This window comes from Paenibacillus sp. J31TS4, from assembly GCF_018403265.1.
In the GTDB taxonomy this organism is placed as follows: domain Bacteria; phylum Bacillota; class Bacilli; order Paenibacillales; family NBRC-103111; genus J31TS4.
This window is the reverse complement of sequence record NZ_BOSI01000001.1, coordinates 644,863-666,472: the sequence shown is the minus strand read 5'-3', so window position 1 is coordinate 666,472 and position 21,610 is coordinate 644,863. Positions and strand designations below refer to the sequence as shown.

General features: G+C 55.7%; 18 protein-coding genes. 15 read left to right on the top strand and 3 right to left on the bottom strand.

The window, feature by feature from the left end; all coding sequences use genetic code 11:
- Positions 1–49 precede the first annotated feature (49 nt).
- Both KJS47_RS02940 and glnA read left to right on the top strand, forming a co-directional pair.
- Entirely contained in the window at positions 50–460 is a 411-nt protein-coding gene (locus KJS47_RS02940) for a MerR family transcriptional regulator (RefSeq protein ID WP_213522625.1), read from the top strand.
- 21 nt (positions 461–481) lie between these two features.
- Positions 482–1,810, top strand: coding sequence for a type I glutamate--ammonia ligase (gene glnA, locus KJS47_RS02935; protein ID WP_213522623.1), 1,329 nt, complete (start codon positions 482–484; stop codon positions 1,808–1,810).
- Between the two features lie 193 nt (positions 1,811–2,003).
- Here the strand turns inward: glnA and lexA are convergent, their stop codons facing one another.
- Positions 2,004–2,627, bottom strand: a complete 624-nt coding sequence (lexA, locus tag KJS47_RS02930; protein ID WP_213522621.1) for a transcriptional repressor LexA — start codon at positions 2,625–2,627, stop codon at positions 2,004–2,006.
- Positions 2,628–2,805: 178 nt separating this feature from the next.
- On the opposite strand from lexA, the gene KJS47_RS02925 reads away from it, so the two are divergent.
- Positions 2,806–3,126, top strand: a complete 321-nt coding sequence (locus KJS47_RS02925) for a LysM peptidoglycan-binding domain-containing protein (RefSeq protein WP_213522619.1) — start codon at positions 2,806–2,808, stop codon at positions 3,124–3,126.
- A 93-nt stretch (positions 3,127–3,219) separates the two neighbouring features.
- Here the strand turns inward: KJS47_RS02925 and KJS47_RS02920 are convergent, their stop codons facing one another.
- Complete coding sequence (locus KJS47_RS02920) at positions 3,220–4,002, bottom strand: NAD-dependent epimerase/dehydratase family protein (protein WP_213522617.1); 783 nt, start codon at positions 4,000–4,002, stop codon at positions 3,220–3,222.
- 209 nt (positions 4,003–4,211) lie between these two features.
- Here KJS47_RS02920 and KJS47_RS02915 point away from each other — a divergent pair, with 209 nt between their 5' ends.
- From KJS47_RS02915 to KJS47_RS02905, 3 genes are read left to right on the top strand one after another with little or no spacing between them, the layout of a single operon-like run.
- Complete coding sequence (locus KJS47_RS02915) at positions 4,212–4,394, top strand: DUF896 domain-containing protein (protein ID WP_213522615.1); 183 nt, start codon at positions 4,212–4,214, stop codon at positions 4,392–4,394.
- A 55-nt stretch (positions 4,395–4,449) separates the two neighbouring features.
- Positions 4,450–4,947 (top strand): hypothetical protein, encoded by a 498-nt coding sequence (locus KJS47_RS02910; RefSeq protein ID WP_213522613.1) that lies wholly within the window; start codon positions 4,450–4,452, stop codon positions 4,945–4,947.
- 41 nt (positions 4,948–4,988) lie between these two features.
- Positions 4,989–5,789 (top strand): HAD family hydrolase, encoded by an 801-nt coding sequence (locus tag KJS47_RS02905; RefSeq protein ID WP_213522612.1) that lies wholly within the window; start codon positions 4,989–4,991, stop codon positions 5,787–5,789.
- A gap of 139 nt (positions 5,790–5,928) precedes the next feature.
- Here the strand turns inward: KJS47_RS02905 and KJS47_RS02900 are convergent, their stop codons facing one another.
- The gene (locus KJS47_RS02900; RefSeq protein WP_213522611.1) at positions 5,929–6,468 is read right to left on the bottom strand and encodes an acireductone dioxygenase; all 540 of its coding nucleotides are present in this window, start codon (positions 6,466–6,468) and stop codon (positions 5,929–5,931) included.
- Between the two features lie 221 nt (positions 6,469–6,689).
- Here KJS47_RS02900 and metH point away from each other — a divergent pair, with 221 nt between their 5' ends.
- The 9 genes from metH (at position 6,690) to KJS47_RS02855 (ending at position 21,601) form a co-directional block, all read left to right on the top strand.
- Positions 6,690–10,139: a methionine synthase gene (metH, locus tag KJS47_RS02895; protein ID WP_213522610.1), complete on the top strand. Its 3,450-nt coding sequence runs from the start codon at positions 6,690–6,692 to the stop codon at positions 10,137–10,139.
- A 155-nt stretch (positions 10,140–10,294) separates the two neighbouring features.
- The gene (gene rnz / locus KJS47_RS02890; protein WP_213522609.1) at positions 10,295–11,224 is read left to right on the top strand and encodes a ribonuclease Z; all 930 of its coding nucleotides are present in this window, start codon (positions 10,295–10,297) and stop codon (positions 11,222–11,224) included.
- 312 nt (positions 11,225–11,536) lie between these two features.
- Entirely contained in the window at positions 11,537–12,838 is a 1,302-nt protein-coding gene (murA, locus tag KJS47_RS02885) for a UDP-N-acetylglucosamine 1-carboxyvinyltransferase (protein WP_213522608.1), read from the top strand.
- 563 nt (positions 12,839–13,401) lie between these two features.
- Positions 13,402–15,648 carry a DEAD/DEAH box helicase gene (locus tag KJS47_RS02880; protein WP_213522607.1) on the top strand — a complete coding sequence of 749 codons (2,247 nt, stop codon included), beginning with the start codon at positions 13,402–13,404 and terminating at the stop codon, positions 15,646–15,648.
- 180 nt (positions 15,649–15,828) lie between these two features.
- Complete coding sequence (locus KJS47_RS02875) at positions 15,829–17,115, top strand: ribonuclease H-like domain-containing protein (protein WP_213522605.1); 1,287 nt, start codon at positions 15,829–15,831, stop codon at positions 17,113–17,115.
- 130 nt (positions 17,116–17,245) lie between these two features.
- Positions 17,246–18,070: an Fpg/Nei family DNA glycosylase gene (locus KJS47_RS02870; RefSeq protein WP_213522603.1), complete on the top strand. Its 825-nt coding sequence runs from the start codon at positions 17,246–17,248 to the stop codon at positions 18,068–18,070.
- Positions 18,071–18,093: 23 nt separating this feature from the next.
- Positions 18,094–18,927, top strand: coding sequence for a deoxyribonuclease IV (locus KJS47_RS02865; protein WP_213522602.1), 834 nt, complete (start codon positions 18,094–18,096; stop codon positions 18,925–18,927).
- A gap of 108 nt (positions 18,928–19,035) precedes the next feature.
- The gene (locus tag KJS47_RS02860) at positions 19,036–19,821 is read left to right on the top strand and encodes an ABC transporter ATP-binding protein (RefSeq protein ID WP_213522601.1); all 786 of its coding nucleotides are present in this window, start codon (positions 19,036–19,038) and stop codon (positions 19,819–19,821) included.
- A gap of 139 nt (positions 19,822–19,960) precedes the next feature.
- Entirely contained in the window at positions 19,961–21,601 is a 1,641-nt protein-coding gene (locus KJS47_RS02855; protein WP_213522600.1) for a serine/threonine protein kinase, read from the top strand.
- The last annotated feature ends 9 nt before the right edge of the window (positions 21,602–21,610 follow it).

Below are 21,610 nucleotides of genomic sequence, written 5' to 3'. Positions count from 1 at the left end.
TGTTGTTATAGCTACAATTAATGAGACAACACTCACAGGAGTGATAACGATGAGCGATGATATCCGCAGGAATATGGCTTTGTTTCCGATAGGGATCGTGATGAAGCTTACAGACCTCTCGGCTCGCCAGATTCGCTACTATGAGCAGCACGAATTGGTGAAGCCGGCGAGAACGGACGGCAACCAGCGTCTCTATTCGTTCATTGATGTTCAGCGTCTGCTGGAAATCAAAGAACTGATCGAGAAAGGCGTCAATATCGCCGGCATCAAGCAGGTCCTTCTTCCGGTGGGCAACGACGAGGCGGAACAGACCGTCATCAACGAACAGTCGGTTGCCAAGCGGAAGGAGCTGACCGACCATCAGCTGCACAAGATGCTGAAGCAGCAGCTGCTGGGCGCACAGCGTCCAGGTCAGGTGTCTTTGATTCAGGGGGAGCTTTCGAGATTCTACACTAGATAATCATTGGGAGGAAACCAGGACATGTCTTACACGAAGGAAGATATTCTGCGCATTGCCAAGGAAGAGAATGTACGCTTTATCCGTCTTCAGTTTACGGACCTGCTCGGCACGATCAAGAACGTCGAGATCCCGGTAAGCCAGCTGGAGAAGGCGCTTGACAACAAGATGATGTTCGACGGATCTTCGATCGAGGGGTATGTCCGGATCGAGGAATCCGATATGTATCTATATCCTGATCTCAACACGTGGGTTATCTTCCCATGGGTAACCGAGGATCGCGTAGCTCGTCTGATTTGCGATATCTACCTGCCGGACGGCAACCCGTTCCCAGGCGACCCGCGCGGCATCTTGAAGCGTGCGCTGAAGGAAGCCGAGGAGATGGGCTATACGGCCATGAACGTAGGGCCTGAGCCGGAATTCTTCCTGTTTAAGACCGACGAGAAGGGCAATCCGACCCTCGAGCTGAACGACCAAGGTGGCTATTTCGACCTGGCGCCTACCGATCTTGGCGAGAACTGCCGCCGCGAGATCGTGCTGACGCTGGAGGAGATGGGCTTTGAAATTGAAGCGTCCCATCACGAGGTCGCTCCTGGCCAGCACGAGATCGATTTCAAATATGCCGACGCCGTCAAGGCGGCCGACCAAATCCAGACGTTCAAGCTTGTCGTCAAGACGGTGGCTCGCCAGCACGGCCTTCATGCCACCTTCATGCCGAAGCCGCTGTTTGGCGTGAACGGATCGGGGATGCACTGTCACCAGTCGCTCTTCCGCGGGAATGTCAACGCGTTCTACGACGAATCGGACAGCCTAGGCCTGAGCGAGGAAGCGCGTCAATATATGGCAGGTATCCTGCACCACGCTCGTGCTTTCGCCGCGATTACCAACCCGACCGTGAACTCTTACAAGCGTCTTGTTCCGGGCTATGAAGCACCTTGCTATGTCGCATGGTCCGCAAGCAACCGCAGCCCGATGATCCGGATCCCCGCATCCCGCGGTCTCAGCACTCGCGTAGAAGTGCGTAACCCGGACCCGGCGGCTAACCCTTACTTGGCTCTGGCCGTTATGCTGAAGGCCGGCCTGGACGGCATCAAGACCAAGAGAGAGCTGCCTGCCCCGACGGATCGCAATATCTACATCATGACAGAAGAAGAACGCGTAGACGAGGGGATTCCGAGTCTGCCTGCCGATCTGAAGGAAGCGCTGAACGAGCTGATCAGCAACGATGTTGTTTGCGAAGCGCTCGGCGAGCATGCGCTGTCCCACTTCTGCGAGCTGAAAGAGATCGAGTGGGATATGTTCCGCACGCAGGTTCACGCGTGGGAACGTGACCAGTACATGACGCTGTACTAATAGAGTACCCGATAGAGAATAGGTGAGAGAACCCGGCAGATGGCTGCCGGGTTCCTTGCTGTGCATTTATAGTTGCCAGGTTCTTCGTTGCGCTCTTACGACTGCCGCCGAGTATCCATTGACCGGCATCATACAAAAAACCGGCAGCCGTTGGGGGAACGGCTGCCGGTTGAGTTTCGAAGAAAACCTGCTGTTAGTGGATGTCGCGGAACAGGCCGATGACCTTGCCAAGAATGGTCACATTCTTGAGGCGAATGGGCTCCATCGTCGGATTCTCCGGCTGCAGCCGGATATGGTCCTTCTCCTTGTAGAAGGTTTTCACCGTCGCCTCGTCGTCTTCCGTCATTGCGACAACGATATCGCCGTTCATAGCGGTAGGCTGCTGACGAACGATGACGAAGTCTCCGTTATGGATGCCTGCATCGATCATACTCTCGCCCATAACGCTCAGCATGAAGACGTTATGATCACCAACAAAGTGGCTGGGGAGCGGGAAATAGTCTTCAATATTTTCCGTGGCGGTGATCGGCTCACCCGCCGTAACCTTCCCGATCAAGGGAATACGGGTGATGGAGAGGGGCAGCATGCTGACGGATTCGTCGCCGTCCGTAATTTCGATGGCTCTAGGCTTCGTCGGATCGCGGCGGATCAATCCCTTCTTCTCAAGCCTTTCCAGATGGCCGTGTACAGTGGAACTGGACGCAAGTCCAACCGCTTCGCCGATCTCACGGACGGAAGGCGGGTAACCCTTTTCGCGAACCTCCGTCTTGATGAATTCCAAAATCGCGTGCTGGCGACTTGATAATTTGCTGCTCACAATGATCACTCCAATTATGGAAATAATTAAACAAAGTATACCATAGAACCGGAGTTCGTACAAACATTAGTTCGAGTAGCTAGCGAACAAAAACCAAACATTCGTTCCCAAAATGCATTGACACAAACATTCGTTCGTGTTAATCTGCAAACAGAACAAATGTTTGGAGGTCGACCATATGTATATCGGTGTTCGTGTAGAGGATAACAAGCGGCAGAAACGCGCAGTTGCGCGCCTTCTCTTTCTTATTCTGGTGGCAAGCCTTCTCGTCTCCTGCAGTTCCCTGATCAAGGCTTATGCAGGGAGTGGAGAGGAAGGAGCGGTTTCGGCAGCCTCGGTACGGACGGTCGATGTGCTTCCGGGAGATACGCTCTGGTCCATTGCGGGTGAATATGCGCCGGACAAGACGAACCTCCAGCCTTATATAAGCAAGATGAAGAAGCTGAACGGGCTAAAGAGCTCGAGTATTCAGATTGGGCAGACACTGCTTCTCCCTTAAAAGGGGAATTCCCGGCCCTTCCGAGAATCCCCTCGTCAAAAGCTTAGAAGCCTGCATCGGCAGCTTCTCGATATCCAGTCGGCAGAGACCGAGTTAGACTCGATCGGCCATCTGACCCCCCTGCCGCTCCGTCTCATCCTGCCGGATTGGAATGTGAGCCTGCTCGGCCAGCTTGATGTAAGCTTCCGCGTCATGCTCGGGCTTGTAACCAATCAGCTCTTCCAAGTATTCGATGTCGTAATAATTGTGGCGATTCCCGGAGGTACCGTACAAGGTGAGGAAGCGGTGGCTGCCGTCTGCTTCTATACACTTGCGGACCAGCTGCAGCATATCCGCATGACTAATCCATAGATGAGATTTACGTTCGGAATCCGGAACATCCTTCGCGTTATAATTGCCGATTCGAATATTAATGGACGAGATGCCGTATTTATCGGAATACAATCTGCCCATTATCTCAATATAACCTTTCATTAATCCGTATAGACTGTCGGGACGATAAGGTGACTCAGGCGTTACCTTATCTCCAATCTCATAATACCCGGTGGCATGGTTCGAGCTTGCGAACACGACACGACGAACCTGATGGATTCTCGCCGCTTCGTACAGGTGATAGGCACCCTTCAGATCGATGGGAACGATCGCTCCCAGGAAGTCGGTCTGATTTTTGTTGACGGCGAAATGAAGGATCGTGTCGACTCCCTTGGTCAGTTGCAGCACTTGTTCGTAGTCCGTCATATCCATTTGTTGAATGTTCTTCTCGGGATCCCCCCGCAAGCCCGTTGCGATGACTTCATATTCTCCCGATTGGCGTAACCCTTCTGCCAAATGGCTGCCGATGAGCCCGTTGGCTCCGGTTATCAAAACCTTCTTCATTCTTCTCTCCTCCTAATCTTCCTTGTAGTCTTCTATCCGCTCGATTCCGTGATCGAATCGAAGTTATTCTGCTTTCTCTTATTTACCCGTTGCCTCCCGGTTTCATTCGTGGTCCGAGCGATCGCTTTGAGCTCTCGGGCTTCTTGACATTCCGCAGGGGGAATGGCAAAGTTAAGAACATCATCAAGTTACTGCGGGGGGGAGATAGCATGTCCATCGAGCAGACGGTCGAACGGATCAACGAGCTCGCGCGCAAGGCCAAGACGGTCGGCCTTACCGAAGAAGAAATCGAGGAACGCAACGTACTGCGCCGTCAATACATTGACGCGTTTAAACGTTCGCTCAAACATCAGCTCGATTCCATTAAGTACACCGACGAAGAGCCGCAATAAACTTCTTTAATAAGATTAAGGAAGAAGATTTGCCAGAGACAAAGGGGGAACGTCCATGTCCCGCAGATGGGAACGGATGATCGAGAAGAACCAGAAGACATTAAGCAAGCAGAAAGGCAAGCAGGGGACGGGCGCTTCCTTCAAAACAGGTCAGCAAGTCGTTTACAAAGGCAGACACTGGGTATTCCCGTCTGTCTTAGTCGCGTTGGCCTTTTTTTATTTCTTCGTCTTTTCGGGAGTGGCCGAGACGGATTGGACTTATAAGGTTACGCCGATTCTGTATCTCATTTTGGCCATCCTCATTTTTCTGATCCGGAGGCCTACGCTGACCATCGGCAAGTCGCATCTGTCGTCGGCCCGTTTTACAGGGGAGAAGCGGATGGAGGCTTCCGATGTGGAGGCGATTCATTTCATGAAAAGCTATGTCATCATTCAATCCAACAAAAAACGCAACCGCTGGGTGTTTTCGCGGCTCCTTCACCGGATGCCAATCCCTGAAATGACGGACAAGCTGAAGGAATTCGCGAACCAGAACGGCATTCGCACCGAATAAGAGAAGAGAACATTTATCATACATGAAGGGGAACGATGAGCGTGGCGGTCAAGGCAGTACTATTTGATTTAGACGATACCCTGTTATGGGACGAGCGCAGCGTCAAGGAAGCGTTCGAGGCAACGTGCCGCTTTGCTGCGGAGAGCTACCCGGAGCTGAATGCCGAGAGGCTTGAGGAAAAGGTGAAAGCCGAGGCGCGTCAATTATATGAGAGCTACGAAACCTATCCGTTCACCAAAATGATCGGCATTAACCCGTTCGAGGCAATGTGGGGACGGTTTGCGGAAGGGGAAGCGCCTGAGTTCCGTAAGCTGAATGAGCTGGCACCCGGTTACCGCCGGGAAGCATGGACAAGAGGCCTCCAAGCGGCCGGAGTTGACGATGCCGAGATGGGAGCTCGTCTTGCAGAGCTGTTTCCCGAGGAGAGACGGGCACGCCCGCTCGTTTACGAAGAAACATTCGAGGTGCTGGAGGAACTGAAGAAGGACTACCGCCTGCTTCTGTTGACGAACGGTTCCCCTGATCTACAGCAGGAGAAGCTGGACGGCTTTCCCGAGCTTGCCGCCTATTTTGATCATATCGTGATCTCAGGCGTCTTTGGCAAGGGCAAGCCGGATGCCTCGATCTTCCGTTATTCCATGGAGCTGCTCGGCATTCAGCCCGATGAAGGTTTGATGGTCGGGGACAAGCTGACAACCGACATCCTGGGCTCCAACACCGTAGGAATGCGGAACGCCTGGATGAACCGGCATGGTCTTCCGCGTACCGATGAGATCGTACCGACCTTTGAAATCAAGAGCCTGCGCGAGCTGACTCCTCTTCTCAACATGCTGAACAGGTAGCCTCCAGGAGGCAGTTTCAAGCCCTGGACCTGGAGCTGCGGTATAACAAAAAGCCATCCTCCAGGGAGGATGGCTTTTTGGCATGTGTTTCCCGGGCGGAGAATCCGTTGGACGGAAAAGCCACTGACTGTCTAGATTGTTATTTGACGAACGACGAATCCTCGAACGGATGCGCGATCCAGCCTTCTTTCTCAATAAAGAGGCGGACGGCGACAATTTGCCGGTCATCCATCAGCGTAAAGAAATGCGGTTTGTGCTCCGGGACGGAGATGACATCGCCGGCTGTGAGCTCGACGTCAAAATAGCCGACATCGTCACTTCCCTTGATGATGAAAATGCCGTTGCCTGCTGTGATGGCGCGTACCTCGTCCTCGGTATGCGTATGAACCTGCTCGAATTTGACCAAAAGCTCCTCCAGATTGGGCGTAGCTTCGGAGAGGGCGATGATGTCCCAGGTCAGATAGCCGCGGCGCTTCGCCAGATCCTTAATTTCCTCTTCGAACGTGGACAGAATGGTCGCCTTGTCCTCATCGGACAAAGAAAATTGGTCGCGAAGCGATTCTGGCAGCTTGCCGGCATCCCAGTGCTCGTACAGAACCTCCTGCCGATCCAGAAAAGCCTTAACATTCTCTTCTCCCGTGATCCGTTCGTTCGTGTTTCGGATGCGAATTTGTGCCAAGTAAAACCCCTCCTGTATCGATAAGTCCAAAAACCTTATTCGTATTATATAAGATGCAGAAGGGAATGTCGATAAACTAGGCAAAATTAATCCAACTTAACGGATCGGAAAAACATATATATATTCGCTTCCCTAAATCCGAAAGATTTGCTAGACTAAAAGATAAAACATTCGACAAGCAATGGGCCCCTTTTCATGCCATGCGGGAAGGAAGACTGTCTATGAACAAGCTAACGATCCAAGAACAAATGAAAAAGAAAATTCTGATCATGGATGGAGCCATGGGCACGATGATTCAGCAGGAAAACCTCACGCCGGAAGACTTCGGCGGCGAGGACCTGGATGGCTGCAACGAGAATCTCGTGCTTACCCGGCCTGACGTGATTACCAAGATACATGAAGCCTACTTGGAAGCAGGGGCCGACCTGATCGAGACGAATACGTTCGGGGCGACCAGCGTCGTGCTGGCGGAGTACCAGCTTCAGGATAAGACGGTAGAGCTGAACCGGGAGGCCGCCCGTCTTGCTGTGGAAGCAGCAGCCAAGTATTCGACTCCCGAATGGCCGAGGTATGTGCTCGGTGCGCTCGGACCGACGACCAAAACGCTGTCGGTAACCGGCGGGGTAACGTTCGAGGAGCTCGTAGAGAGCTACTATGAGCAGGCCAAAGCGCTCGTGGAAGCTGGCGTAGACGCCCTTCTTCTGGAGACCTCTCAAGATACGCTGAACGTCAAAGCGGGCAGCATCGGCATCCGCCAGGCATTCGAGGCGGTAGGGAAGGAACTTCCTCTCATGATCTCGGGAACGATCGAGCCGATGGGGACGACGCTCGCCGGGCAGGCGATCGACGCCTTTTATCTGTCATTAGAGCATCTCCGTCCGATTTCGGTGGGACTAAACTGTGCGACGGGACCCGAGTTCATGAAGGACCATATCCGGACGCTATCCGATGTCGCAGAGTCGGCGATCAGCTGTTATCCGAACGCGGGTCTGCCGGACGAGAACGGCCATTACCATGAATCCCCCGACTCCCTGGCGAAGAAATTAGCCGGCTTTGCCGAGCAGGGCTGGCTCAATATCGCCGGCGGCTGCTGTGGAACGACGCCGGCCCATATCCGGGCTTTGGCCGAGACGCTCAAGGACTATGCTCCCCGTGGCGCTTACGGTACACATCCGCCAGCGGTAACCGGGATCGAGACCGTCTATATTGAGTCGGAGAACCGTCCCTATCTGGTGGGAGAGAGAACGAACGTGCTTGGCTCCCGCAAGTTCAAGCGTTTGATCGCCGAAGGCAAGTTTGAAGAGGCGTCTGAGGTCGCCCGCGCGCAGGTGAAGGGCGGGGCGCAGGTCATCGACGTCTGCCTGCAGGATCCCGACCGCGACGAGATGGAGGACATGGAGCGCTTCCTGCAGTTTGTCGTGAAGAAGGTCAAAGCACCGCTTATGTTGGATTCGACCGACGCCAAAGTAATCGAGCTGGGTCTGAAATATTCGCAAGGGAAAGCGATCATTAACTCCATTAACCTTGAGGATGGCGAGGAAAAATTCCAAAGAGTTGTCCCGCTCATTCACAAATACGGAGCCGCCGCCGTCGTCGGAACGATAGACGAAACCGGGCAAGCGATTACGCGGGAAAACAAGCTCAAGGTCGCTCAGCGCTCCCATGACCTGCTCGTCCATCAATACGGCATGAATCCGAAGGACATCATCTTCGACCCGCTCGTCTTCCCGGTCGGAACCGGAGACCAGCAGTACATCGGTTCCGCTCTGGAGACGATCGAGGGAATCCGGCTGATCAAGGAAGCAATGCCGGACTGCCAGACGATCCTGGGGCTGAGCAACGTCTCTTTCGGCCTGCCGCCGGCCGGTCGTGAGGTGCTGAACGCCGTATTCCTGTACCACTGCACCAAGGCGGGGCTTGACTATGCTATTGTCAACAGCCAGACGCTGCAGAGATACGCTTCCATTCCGGATGAAGAGAAGGAGCTGGCCGAGCGTCTCATTTTTGAGACGAATGACGAGACGCTTGCGGCTTTCGTCGCCTTTTTCCGGGAGAGGAAGGTAGAGAAGCAGGAGAAGAACACCGCGAATCTGACGCTGGAAGAGCGTCTTGCCTCCTATATCGTCGAGGGCAGCAAGGAAGGGCTCATTCCCGATCTCGAGATAGCGCTCAATACGTACTCGCCGCTTGAGGTCATCAACGGGCCGCTGATGGCGGGGATGGAAGAGGTCGGCCGTCTGTTCAACAATAACGAGCTGATCGTAGCCGAGGTGCTGCAGAGCGCAGAGGTCATGAAAGCATCCGTCGCGTTCCTCGAGCCGTTCATGGAGAAGACGGAATCGGCCGTCAAAGGCAAAATTATTCTCGCCACGGTAAAAGGGGATGTCCACGACATCGGCAAAAACCTCGTCGAGATTATTCTGTCGAACAACGGCTATCAAATCGTCAATCTGGGCATCAAGGTTCCGCCGGAGCAGCTGATCGAGGCCTTCCGCCGCGAGAAGCCGGACGCTATCGGACTCTCGGGCCTGCTCGTCAAATCGGCGCAGCAGATGGTCATTACCGCTCAGGATTTGAGAGCGGCGGGCATCGATGTTCCGATTCTCGTAGGCGGAGCTGCGTTGACGCGCAAGTTTACCAAGACGCGCATCATACCCGAATATGACGGCCTCGTTCTGTATGCCAAGGATGCAATGGATGGTCTGGATATCGCCAACAAGCTCAGCAATCCCGAGCAGAAGAGCAAGCTCATTCAGGAGCTTCGCGAGCTGAAGGAATCGTCCGTCCAGGAGACGGGACGGCGCTCCGACCGGGAGCTGCCGGTACCGTCGCGTGCCAGAAGCACGGCCATCTCGCAGGATGTGCCTGTTTATCTGCCGCCGGATCTTGAGCCGCATATTTTGCGGAATTACCCGATCGACCACCTCATTCCTTATATCAATCTGGAGATGCTGCTCGGCAAGCATCTTGGTGTCCGCGGTTCCGTCGCCAAGCTGCTGCAGGAGAAGGATCCGAAGACGACCGAGCTGAAAGAAGTGGTGGACGGCATCCTGGAGGAAGCGATCCGGGACGGCATCATCCGCGCTCAGGGCATGTACCGGTTCTTCCCGGCTCAGGCGGACGGCAACGACATTATTATTTATGACCCTAACGATGTCACCAAGGAGCTGAAACGATTCTCGTTCCCCCGCCAGGCAGTGGAGCCGGGACTGTGCCTGTCCGACTTCCTAAGGCCGGTGGACAGCGGCATTATGGACTATGTCGGCTTCCTGGTCGTAACCGCAGGGGAGGGCATTCGTGAACGTTCGACGGAATGGAGAGAGAAAGGCGATTATCTCCGTTCGCACGCCCTCCAATCGGCGGCTCTTGAGCTGGCCGAGGCGTTCGCGGAGCGGCTGCACCATATTATGCGCGACGTGTGGGGATTCCCGGACCCGGCGGATATGACGATGAAGCAGCGCCACGGCGCCCGCTACCAGGGAATTCGGGTATCCTTCGGTTACCCGGCCTGCCCAGATCTCGAGGATCAGCGCATCCTGTTCGATCTGATGAACCCGGAGACGATTGGCATCCAGTTGACCGAGGGCTGCATGATGGATCCGGAGGCGAGCGTGTCTGCTATGGTATTCGCCCATCCGCAGGCTCAGTATTTCAACGTGGAAAAAGTGTAGCAGATCGGAAGGTCTGGTTAAGAATAAGGTGCGGCGGACCGGCCGCTGCACTTTATTCTTTTTTTCTCTCTTTTCGTTTCTCGGGTCGATTATCCGCACCCGCTTTGGTTAACCCTTACAAGTAGAACGCTTGCCCGGAGGAAAGGAGTACGGCGATGGAACTGGTATTCTTGGGAACGGGGGCGGGCATGCCCTCGACAAAACGCAACGTCACGGCTTCTGCGCTTCAGCTGCTGGAAGAAAAAGAAGGCATCTGGTTGTTCGATTGCGGAGAAGGAACCCAGCAGCAAATCTTGAAATCTTCTCTGAAAATGAGTAAACTGAATAAGTTGTTTGTTACTCATCTTCATGGGGACCACATATATGGCATTCCCGGATTACTAACGAGCAGAGGGTACCAAGGAGGCGCCTCCCCCTTTCAGGTCATCGGCCCGAAAGGAATCGCCGCTTTTATCCGCAACGCGCTTGAAATAAGCGACGCTCATTTGGAATACGAACTGGACATCGTTGAAATAGAAGAAGAAACCGACCGACCGATTGTCGAAACCGATTCGTTCGTGGTCACCGCGAAGCGAGTGGAGCACCGGATTGAGAGCTTCGGCTACCGCATTCGCGAGAAGGACCGTCCAGGCACGCTGGACGCGGAGAAATTGAAACGGATCGGCGTGACGGGAGGTCCGCTCTTCGGTAAGCTCAAGCAGGGCCAGGAGGTTGTCATGCCGGACGGCCAAGTGTTGAAGGGCGAAGATTTTCTCGGTCCGGCGCAGCCCGGCCGCGTCGTCGTGATCGTAGGCGACACCCGCTATTGCCAGAGTGCCATCGAGCTGGCGCAGGGAGCGGATTTGCTGGTGCACGAAGCGACCTTTGCCCAGGAACGGGCGGAATCGGCGCAGCAATATTTTCATGCGACGACGATGGAGGCGGCCACCGTGGCGAAGAACGCGGGAGTCCGCACTTTGGTCATGACGCACCTCAGCCAGCGGTATCAGGATAATGTGGAGCCGCTACTGAAGGAGGCGCGAAGCGTGTTTGAACGCAGCTACATCGCCGAGGATTTTTGGAGCATTCATATCCCCAAACGATAGCGCCGGCAGGCGATAAATTTGCATACATACGGCGGGTGCGACTAAAAACCGACCTCCCCCCCGAATGCTATAGGTATGGAACTTTTTGTCGCCGTGTTTGTTAGACGATTGTCGACAAAATCCGGGAAAATTGGACTATTCAGCAATTGATTCGAATTGACGAAAGATAGGGTAACAATAACTAATCAATTTCCGTAATTTGGAGGAAGAATCCAATCCGGCACTAGGAATAGGGACCGGACCAGGAATAGCGAACGAGAGAGACAAATAAACGAAATTGGATAGGCATAAGAGAAAAGGGGGGATTCCCGGATGAGATGGATCGAAGTGGAGAACTCCGGCGCTTTGTCGGGCAGCGTCAAAATCCCGGGGGCGAAGAACAGCTCATTGGCGCTTGTGGCAGCAGCTTGCATGGCGGATGAACCGGTGGTTCTCCAGGGGATCCCGAATATCCTGGATATTCAGGTCATTCGCGGATTTGCGGGAGAGATCGGTATTCGGATGGACAGGGACGAAGACGGACAATGGACGGTAGATGCTAGAGAACTCGTATCTGCGGAACTGGACCGGGCAAAGACCTCGGCCTTCCGGTCCTCCTACTACTTCGTCGGTGCGCTGCTGGCGAGGACGGGCCGCGTCACGGTCGGCTACCCGGGTGGAGACAACTTCGTCTCACGTCCCATCGACCAGCACTTTAAGGTACTCAAGGCGCTGGGCGCCAAGGTCGAATGTTATGACGATCATTACGTTGTCACGGCGGCCAAGCTGAAAGGAAACATCATCTATTTTGATATGGTGACGTCGGGCGCGACGATGAACGCGATGATGGCCGCTGCGCTAGCCGAAGGAACGACGGTGCTGCGCAATGCGGCGCGCGATCCAGAAGTCGTCGATACCGCCAACCTGCTGATCCAGATGGGTGCCAAGATCTGGGGAGCGGGGACGGATACGATTCGCATTGAAGGCGTCAAGCATCTGAGCGGCTGTACGTATTCGGTTATTCCGGACCGTTTGATCGCCGGAGCGTTCCTGATGGCCGCAGGGGTAACTAGAGGAACCGTGACGGTGGACGACATCATTCCCGAGCATCTCGGTTCGTGCATCACCAAACTGAGAGAGGTCGGCCTCCAGCTTGAGGTGAAGGACAAATCCATCACCGCCTACGGGGATTCCCGGATTCGGGCTACGCGGCTGAGGACCGGCATGTATCCGTCCTTCGCGACGGACCTGCAGCAGCCGTTCACTAGCCTCATGCTGATGGCGGAGGGCCGCAGCATCGTAACGGACAAAGTCTACCCGTGGCGCTTCAATCATGTAGCACAGCTGAAGCGGATGGGCGCCCGCATCGAGGTGAAGCGGGGCTCGGCGTTCATTCAGGGAGGATTGCAGCTCCGCGGCGAGCATGTGCATGCCTCGGATGTTCGCGCCGGAACTTGCCTTATTATGGCCGGTCTCATGGCGGAGGGCACGACGATCATCTCGGGCGTCGAGCATATTGAACGCGGGAACGAGGACGTGATCGGCCTGTTCCGCGGCCTGGGAGCGAAGATCGGCTATCGGGACAGCGAGGCTCCGGTGACGGGAGCCGAGGCGGACATCCGCTTCGGGAGTTAATGGCCTATGCCGGTCGAACGGCTAAAGGGAAGAATCCAATTACGAAACGGGAGTCGCCGTTCCGATTTGGCAGATACCTAGGAGCTGTCGGATCGTCTTAAAGACTATAGCGAGGAGACGTCTTCTCTTACGGGAGAGGCGTCTCTTTTTGTGCAGCGCCTTACCGAGGTACGGGCGGCGAGCAGTCGCTCCGGGGTTCCGTTCCGGCAAGACGACCACCGTCATGCCGAGGTTGGGTGGGGAAGGCTTTAGGAAATAGAACTTTTCCCGGGAAAGCGCAGGAACCGACAGGAAATAGACAGAAAATTAGAAAGAATGCGACGCCTTTGTGAGTTCATTCGACAAGAGTAGGAACTGTTAGGGCGATTCGACACGAGAGATCCCGTTTTTCCCTTACAGTACGCCTTTAGAAGCGAATGGAGCGAGGAAAGCTGTTTGAACGTAGGGGCTTTTTAAATTGTGGTCGAACGTTTATACTAGGGGAACAATAGTTCTGGAATGGAAGGGTGCAACCCCCTATTCTAGCTGTACGAATAGAAGGAAACGAAGCAGGAGAACCAGTTATGAAAAAAAAGTCGCTTGCAGAGTTGATTCAAGACTTAAGAACGAATGCCAACGTTGTGAACTGGCATGAGATCGAACCGCAGGATGCGAGAACCAAGCCTATTCCCGAAAGCGTCGATGCCCGGATCCGGGAGGCGCTTATCAAACGGGGCATCACCGATATTTATACCCACCAGCACAGTGCGTACCAAGCCGTTCAAAAGGGCGAGAACATCGTAGCGGTTACCCCTACCGCCTCCGGCAAGACGCTCTGCTATAACCTTCCGGTTCTGCAGGCGATCGCGCAGGATGAAACCAGCCGTGCGCTGTACCTGTTTCCGACGAAGGCGCTCGCCCAGGACCAAAAGAGCGAGCTTAACGAAATCATAAAGGAAATGGGTACGGAAATTAAAAGCTACACGTACGACGGAGACACATCGCCAGCGATCCGGCAGCTCGTCCGGAAGGCCGGCCATATCGTGATCACCAATCCGGACATGCTTCACTCCGGCATTCTGCCGCATCATACCAAGTGGGTAAGCTTGTTCGAGAATTTGAAGTACATCGTCATTGACGAGCTCCATACCTATAGAGGTGTCTTTGGCAGCCATGTCGCCAACGTCATTCGCCGGCTGAAGCGGATCTGCCGGTTCTACGGGAGCAATCCAATCTTCATCTGTACCTCGGCGACCATCGCCAACCCCAAGGATTTGGCCGAGCAGCTGACAGGCGAGCCGATGCGGCTCATTGACGACAACGGGGCTCCGCGGGGAAGGAAGCATTTCGTCTTTTACAACCCGCCAGTCGTGAACGAGCCTCTGAATATCCGGAAGAGCGCAACGGTTGAAGTGAACAGCCTGGCCAAGGATTTTCTCAAAAACAACATACAGACAATCATTTTTGCCCGCAGCCGGGTAAGAGTCGAACTCATTCTCAGTCATATCCAGGAACTGGTCAAACACGAACTTGGTACGAAGTCCATCCGTGGCTACCGCGGAGGTTATTTGCCTCAGCAGCGCCGGGAAATCGAAAGAGGGCTCCGGGAAGGAGAGATTCTGGGCGTCGTCAGTACGAATGCGCTCGAACTGGGCGTGGACATAGGCCAGCTGCAGGTATGCGTGATGACCGGATATCCCGGAAGCGTAGCGAGCACCTGGCAGCAGGCGGGCAGAGCCGGACGGCGGCACGGGGAAGCTTTGATCCTGATGGTGGCCGGGTCCACGCCGATCGATCAATATATCGTCCAGAATCCGGAGTACTTCTTCGACCGGACACCGGAGGCAGCCCGGATTAATCCCGAGAATTTGATTATCCTCGTGGATCATTTGAAATGCGCGGTATACGAATTGCCGTTTCGGGAGATGGAAGCATTCGGGCCGCTGGATGTTACCGACATCATGGACTACCTGACAGAGGAACGGGTCGTACACAAAAATGCCGACACATTCTATTGGGCCAATCAATCGTTTCCGGCAAGCAATATCAGCCTGAGATCAGCTTCGCAGGACAACGTCGTCATTGTCGACCAGTCGAATGTCGCGAATGTGAAGATCATCGGAGAAATGGACAAATTCAGCGCCATGACGCTGCTGCACGACGAAGCCATTTACCTCCATGAAGGTGTGCAGTATCAAGTGGAAAAGCTTGACTGGGACCACAACAAAGCCTATGTTCGGGAAGTGGACGTCGAGTACTATACGGACGCGAACCTAGCGGTCCAATTAAAAGTACTCGAAATCGACAAAACACGAGAGCGAGAAAAAGGCACCTTGCAGTTCGGAGACGTGACCGTTACGGCCATGCCGACGATCTACAAAAAAATCAAGCTGTCCAGCTTCGAAAATATCGGCTCCGGGCCCATTCACATACCGGAAATCGAGCTGCATACGAGCGCTGCCTGGATCGAGCTAAAGCAGGTGGATCCCGACATTGGTACTAAGACGCTCGAAAACCTGCTGCTCGGCATCGCCAATGTGATGAAGCACATTGTGCCGGTCATGGTGATGTGCGATCGGAACGACATCCACGTTGTATCGCAAATCAAGGCGGCGCATACCCAGCTGCCGACAATTTTTATTTACGACCATTATCCGGGTGGAATCGGCCTGGCGGACGAAGTGTTCAGGCGGTTTGACGAAATGCGGGCCGCTGCCAAAAACCTGATTCAAAAGTGTCCATGCAAGGACGGCTGCCCCTCCTGTATAGGAACGGAGATGGAAGGAAGCCACTTGAAAGCCCGCAGCATCGAGCTGCTGGACCGGCTTTAGCCGATTCGCTACCTTAGAGCAGGTCTACAGGAAGCAGAGTTGTTTTCTTTTATTGTCGCTTCACGTATCATGAGCAACTATTGCTTAGCAAGGTTAAGGAAATGAGGGAATTTCGATGGTGTTGACTGTCCGTGAGAAGCCTCTGTCCGGTTCCGGTTCGGCCATGAGGGGAATGCCGTCATGAGCGGGCTCCGGGACCGGCTGCTCCGGCATATGAAAACATCGCCCGCCCATCCGTCCGCACCGGCTGCTTCGCCGGAGCCGACGTCTCCCGAAGCATCTCCCCCCGAAGCGTCACTTGGCGAGGCTTGGGAGAAGCTGGGTACATCGCTTCATCATGACGAACGGGGCTCCTTTCCGCTCCGCCGACGGGTCTTCCCGCTGGAGCATCGGCATGGCCAATACCGCATGGGCGACTTGTACGAGGAAGCCCCGCTGCTGGCCGCTCTCTTGGACGGTGAGGAGGCGGCACCGGAGGAGATGCTGTTCTTCGATACGGAGACGACCGGTCTCGGCGTCGGCGCGGGCAATGTGCCGTTTTTGCTCGGCGCTGCGTATTACCGCGGGGGCTCCTTTATCGTGGAGCAGATGCTGATCCGCAACCCGTCGGAGGAAGTAGCCATGCTTCACTATTTCAATCGGCTGCTGGACAGGTTTCGCTACGTCGTTTCCTACAACGGCCGCACGTTCGACTGGCCGATCCTGAAGAACCGGTACATTCTCAATCGGTTAGTGCTGGACAAAGAGGACATCCGGCAGGTCGATTTTCTTTATCCGTCCCGCAGCCTATGGCGGAACACCCTCCCCTCCTGCCGGCTAAGCAAGGTGGAGGAGAGCCGGCTCGGCCATATCCGTGTCGATGACGTACCCGGCTCACTCGCCCCCATGCTCTACTTCCGCTTTTTGGCGGAAGGGGACCCGTCTGTTCTGGCAGGCGTTTTGGACCATAACGAGCAGGACGTCCTGTCCCTCGCTTGTCTCGCTTCTCATTTCGGGCGTGCACTGGGAGGCAAGCTGGAGCTGGACCAGATGGAGGCGGAGGAGCTCTTCCGACTCGGCGTCTGGCTCGAGAAGTACGGCAAGCAGGAGCTGGCGGAGACGGCATTCGAGCGGCTGCTTGCAATGGAGGGGCAGGAGCGGTCGCTATACTGCCTCGAGCTTGCCTCGCTGTATAAGAAGCGGGGGCAGGACGAACGGGCGGTCGCGCTGTGGAAGCAGATGGTCAATGGCCGTCAAGCTGCCTTCCTCCCCTCCGTCGCTCCGTATATCGAGCTGGCGATGTATTATGAACACAAGGCCAAGCAGTATTCCTCTGCGCTCTATTATGCGGAAGAGGCGATGAACGCGGCATGGCGCCGCGCTTCGCTGAACCGGCTGCGGCCCAAGGAGAAGGATTTGCTGGAGGACATCCGCAAACGGACAGAGCGGCTGCGCCGCAAGCTGCTGCGGACGCAGGCCGGAAGCTGATTGGCTGACGAATAAGAACGCCTGACTCGACGAGAGTCCGGCGTTCTTTTTATGTCCCACTGGTTAGGCGGCCGGTGGTTCGGCAACAATTAGGAAAAGACTGACAAGAAGGATAAGAGGAGGAGCGCCCATGCCGGAATTGCCGGAGATGGAAACCTATAAACGTTTGCTGACACCTCTATTGGCGGGCCGGCCGATTACCGGCGTGGTTATCCAAAGGGAAAAATCCATTAATGTGCCCGCCGGGCAGTTCGAAGAGCAAGTGCTCGGCCGCACAGTCGTGGCGATAGAAAGGCGTGCCAAGCATCTGCTCTTTGTGCTGGATACGGAGCGGGTGCTGCTGCTGCATCTCATGCTCGGCGGATGGATGCATTGGGGAACCGCCGAGGAAAAACCGGAGCGTACCGTCCAGGTTCGCCTGTCGTTCGGGGAACAGCATTTGTCGTTTATCGGGCTTCGTCTCGGCTACCTCCATCTCCTCTCCCGAGAAGAGGCCGAGGAGAAGCTGGCCAAGCTGGGACCTGAGCCGATGGCTGTCTCCTTCACGCCCGAGCAATTCGCCGAGCGGGCAGCGGAGAGGCGCGGACAGCTCAAAGCGGCGCTCGTAGACCAGAGCTTTCTATCGGGGATCGGCAATTGCTATTCCGATGAAATCTGCTTCGAAGCGGGCCTTCTCCCGTCAACCTCACTCGGCGAGCTGGATGGGAGCGGATATGACCGCTTATACCGGGGAATGCGGACCATTTTGACCGAGGCGATTGCTAGCGGAGGCTATATGGAGAGTCCGCTTTATGCGGGCGACCGGCTGACCGGTGGTTATAACAGCCGCTGCCGGGTATATGATGAAGAGGGCAAGCCATGCATGCGCTGCGGCCATCCGATCGAACGCGTAGACGTCGCATCGCGGAAATCGTTTTGCTGCCTGCACTGCCAGCATGGAGGCGGAAGGAGCTAGAACGTCCTGAGAGGAGGGAGAGCATGCGGCTCGGGAGTCATGTCAGCACGAGAAAGGGATACAGCGGAGCGGCAAGGACCGCTCTGTCGATCGGGGCGGGGGCCTTTCAATATTTTCCGAAAAATCCCCGAAGCCTGTCCGTCAAACGCTTCGACCGGACCGATGCGGAGCTGTGCAGGAGCATTAGCAGGGAGCACGGCCTGCTCTCGATCGCCCACACTCCTTATCCTACGAATTTGGCGATTCCGGCCGGCGACTTGCGGGAAGCAACCGTCGCTTCGCTGCGGAATGACTTGGCGATCGGGGAAGCTTGCGGCTCGGTCGGCATTATCGTCCATTTCGGCAAGGCAAAAACGAAGGATCCGCTCCAGGGCTACGTCCATATCATCGAAACGTTGAACGACGTATTGGACGGCTGGGAGGGGGAGTGTCTGCTCCTTCTCGAGAATCAGGCAGGAGCGGGATCGCCTATGGGCACGACGATGGAAGAGATGGTCCGTATCCGGGAGCTTTCGGCCCGCCCCGATCGAATCGGGTTCTGCCTGGATACTTGTCATGCTTTCGCCAGCGGTATATGGAAGGGCAACGATTGGGGAGCATTTGCCCAGAAGGGGACGGAGCTTGGGTATATGGAGCATCTGCATGCCGTACATCTGAACGATTCCGTCTATCCGTACGGCGAGCACAAGGACCGGCATGCGAATTTCGGCACCGGGTATATCGGAGAAGTAAATCTGCTGAACCTGCTTCGATCTGAAGCGGTGAGCGGGCTGCCGGTCGTGCTCGAAACGGCAGCGGGACCCGATCATACCCACCGGGAGGAGCTGGGCCTTATCCGGAGCCTGCTTGACGCGTAGCGTTCCCTGCCGAGCTGTTTGGTTCCAGAGTCTGGTCAATCGGCCATCGGCAAGATAGAATAGAGGCATCTGCGCATATCTTATTCTATCGGAAAAGTTGGTGACGAGATGATACGTCTGAAGGATATCTACTTTCGGCGCGAGCAGCGGGATATACTGACCGACATCCAGTTGACGGTGAACGAAGGCGAGCATTGGGTCATTCTGGGCCGCAACGGCTCAGGCAAAACGACGATCCTTGAGCTGCTGAACGGGTATCAGTTCCCGTCGAGCGGAACGGTGGAAGTGCTTGGCAAGCGTTACGGTACCGTCGACATCCGCGAAGCACGCAAGAGCATCGGTTACATAAGCTCCTCTCTGTACGACAAGCTGACGCCCCGGGATCCGGTGTGGGAAGTAGTGGCGACGGGGGAGTACGGGTATTTGCGCTTCTACCAGGACATTCCCGATGAGACGATTGCGAAAGCGGAAGCGATGCTCGCGCGCGTCGGACTCACCCACGTGAAGGATCAGCTGTTAGGTACGCTGTCCCAAGGGGAACGCAAAAAGATTTTGCTGGCCAGAGCGTTGATGCTGGATCCTGCCATTCTCATTATGGACGAGCCGTGCTCGGGCCTCGATCTGTTCGAGAGAGAAAAACTGCTTAATGATATTAACAATCTCAAAGAGACGGGTGTGACGGTTGTCTATGTCACCCACCATATCGAAGAGATCATGCCGATCTTTACTCACGCCGCTCTGCTGGAGAACGGGAAGCTTGTTGCTGCAGGTCCCAAAACGGCAGTACTAACCGAGGAAAACTTGCTCCAAGCGTTCCAGGTCCCCGTTCGTTTGGAATGGGAAAACGGTCGCCCCTGGATCCAAGTGCGCGGCACAGCTGGGATTTCCAAATAAAGGGTTGACTTTTAACAGCCGATCCATTAGAGTAGCCCTATATCGAGAACAAGTGCGGAAGCACCGCCTTTTCTCCGGAACTGTATTCCGGGAGAAGGTGGTGTTTTTTTGTGCGTGTTTTTAAAGGAGGAATGCTCCCATGCCAAGCGTCCCGCATTTGCGGTCGGGCGATCAGCTGGCCGGCCGTTACCGGATTCGCCATCTCATCGGGCAAGGCGGCATGAGCCGGGTCTATCTGGCGGAAGACATGCGGCTTGTAGGCAAGCAGTGGGCCGTCAAGCAGTCTCTGACCGAATACGAGAATGGGTTGTCCTTCCGCGAGGAGGCGGAGGTGCTGATTGGCCTGGATCATCCGTTCCTGCCCAAGCTCGTCGATTATGTGCCTCCGACAGAAGAGGGAGTCGCCTACTTGATCATGGACTTCATCAAAGGGAAGACGCTGCAGAAGCTGCACGAGGAAGAGGGTCCGCTTGGACCAGAGAGGGTCGGCAAGTATGCCTTGCAGCTGTGCGAGCTGTTCCGTTACCTGCACGAGCATCGTCCCAAGCCGATCATCTACCGGGATTTGAAACCAAGCAACGTCATGATCGACGAGCAGGACAACGTGCGGCTGATCGATTTTGGCATTGCGCGCAATTACCGGCAGGGGGGAACGGTGGACACGATTCAGCTCGGAACGCTGGGTTACGCGGCACCCGAGCAGTTCACCAGGACACAGACCGATCCGCGCACGGATCTGTATTCGCTCGGGGCGGTGCTCTATTCTCTGTTGAGTGGAGGCGTCCTGTATCCGTCACGTCCGGCTCCTGGCTCGTTTCTCGCTTCCGGGCAGGCGGAAGGTTGGCGAAGCCTGATCGCCAAGCTGCTGATGGAGAGGCCGGAAGACCGGCTGCAGTCGGCCGAAGAGCTCGGTCGTGAGCTGAATCGGCTGCTTGCCGGCTTGAAGCCCCTCGGGCAGCGTAACGGACCAAGAGGAGAGAGCTCGACGTCCGACGGAGCGAGGCTCGTGCTGGTGGGCTCGCTGTATCCCGGAGCCGGCTCGACGTTTGTGGCGGTGGCCCTGGCTCGTTCGCTTGACCGGTTAGGACAAGCGAGCACGCTGATCGAGCATGCCGGCAACCGGCCCGAGTTGTTCGCGCTGCTCGGTGGGGAGCAGACTCAGCCCTATGGATACTCCTCCTATATCGAGCGGCCGGGTCCTCACAGGCCGGAACAGACATCCGCTTGGATGCATGGGCGCTCGGAATGGCTTCCGCTTCCTCCAGACTATGGCGGCCGCGGCCGTTCGGAGGAATGGACAGAGGAAGATTACTACCGGCTGCTTTACGACAAGAAAGGACCGGTTACCATTATCGACTGCTCTTGCGACTGGGGAGCATCATCCCTTCTTCGCCTAAGCCGCTCGGCCGATTACCTCGTGATCGTCGGAGATCCGATGGCGTACAAGTGGAGCAGCCACGAGGCGATGGAAACGATCGCCGCATTGGAGTCAGTTCCTGACAATTCCGGAAAAATCGTGTGGGTAGCCAACAAATGCACGCCGTTCCGGCAGATGAAGGAATGGCTCCGGGCTTTCCCGGACCCGCCGCTTTGCCGGGTACCTCTCCTGCCCGAGAAGCTGCTGCTGGAATCGGCCTGGGAGGAGAAGCTGGTGCAGGATCACAAGGAAGCCGCTTCTGTTCTGCAGGAAACGCTCCAGCCGCTGCTTAAGCGGCTGGCGTCCCCTGCGGGCGTAAAGCCCCCCGGCCGCCGGACCGCGTTCCTGACCCGGCTGCTTTAGCCGACATAG

Bases quoted from the DNA above. Each gene is read 5' to 3' on its own strand.
- KJS47_RS02855 (WP_213522600.1), top strand. From the start codon at position 19,961: ATGCCAAGCGTCCCGCATTTGCGGTCGGGCGATCAGCTGGCCGGCCGT.
- KJS47_RS02920 (WP_213522617.1), bottom strand. From the start codon at position 4,002: ATGAAGAAGGTTTTGATAACCGGAGCCAACGGGCTCATCGGCAGCCAT.
- KJS47_RS02925 (WP_213522619.1), top strand. From the start codon at position 2,806: ATGTATATCGGTGTTCGTGTAGAGGATAACAAGCGGCAGAAACGCGCA.
- murA (WP_213522608.1), top strand. From the start codon at position 11,537: ATGAGATGGATCGAAGTGGAGAACTCCGGCGCTTTGTCGGGCAGCGTC.
- KJS47_RS02875 (WP_213522605.1), top strand. From the start codon at position 15,829: ATGAGCGGGCTCCGGGACCGGCTGCTCCGGCATATGAAAACATCGCCC.
- KJS47_RS02865 (WP_213522602.1), top strand. From the start codon at position 18,094: ATGCGGCTCGGGAGTCATGTCAGCACGAGAAAGGGATACAGCGGAGCG.
- KJS47_RS02870 (WP_213522603.1), top strand. From the start codon at position 17,246: ATGCCGGAATTGCCGGAGATGGAAACCTATAAACGTTTGCTGACACCT.
- KJS47_RS02860 (WP_213522601.1), top strand. From the start codon at position 19,036: ATGATACGTCTGAAGGATATCTACTTTCGGCGCGAGCAGCGGGATATA.
- rnz (WP_213522609.1), top strand. From the start codon at position 10,295: ATGGAACTGGTATTCTTGGGAACGGGGGCGGGCATGCCCTCGACAAAA.
- glnA (WP_213522623.1), top strand. From the start codon at position 482: ATGTCTTACACGAAGGAAGATATTCTGCGCATTGCCAAGGAAGAGAAT.
- KJS47_RS02915 (WP_213522615.1), top strand. From the start codon at position 4,212: ATGTCCATCGAGCAGACGGTCGAACGGATCAACGAGCTCGCGCGCAAG.
- metH (WP_213522610.1), top strand. From the start codon at position 6,690: ATGAACAAGCTAACGATCCAAGAACAAATGAAAAAGAAAATTCTGATC.
- KJS47_RS02910 (WP_213522613.1), top strand. From the start codon at position 4,450: ATGTCCCGCAGATGGGAACGGATGATCGAGAAGAACCAGAAGACATTA.
- KJS47_RS02880 (WP_213522607.1), top strand. From the start codon at position 13,402: ATGAAAAAAAAGTCGCTTGCAGAGTTGATTCAAGACTTAAGAACGAAT.
- KJS47_RS02940 (WP_213522625.1), top strand. From the start codon at position 50: ATGAGCGATGATATCCGCAGGAATATGGCTTTGTTTCCGATAGGGATC.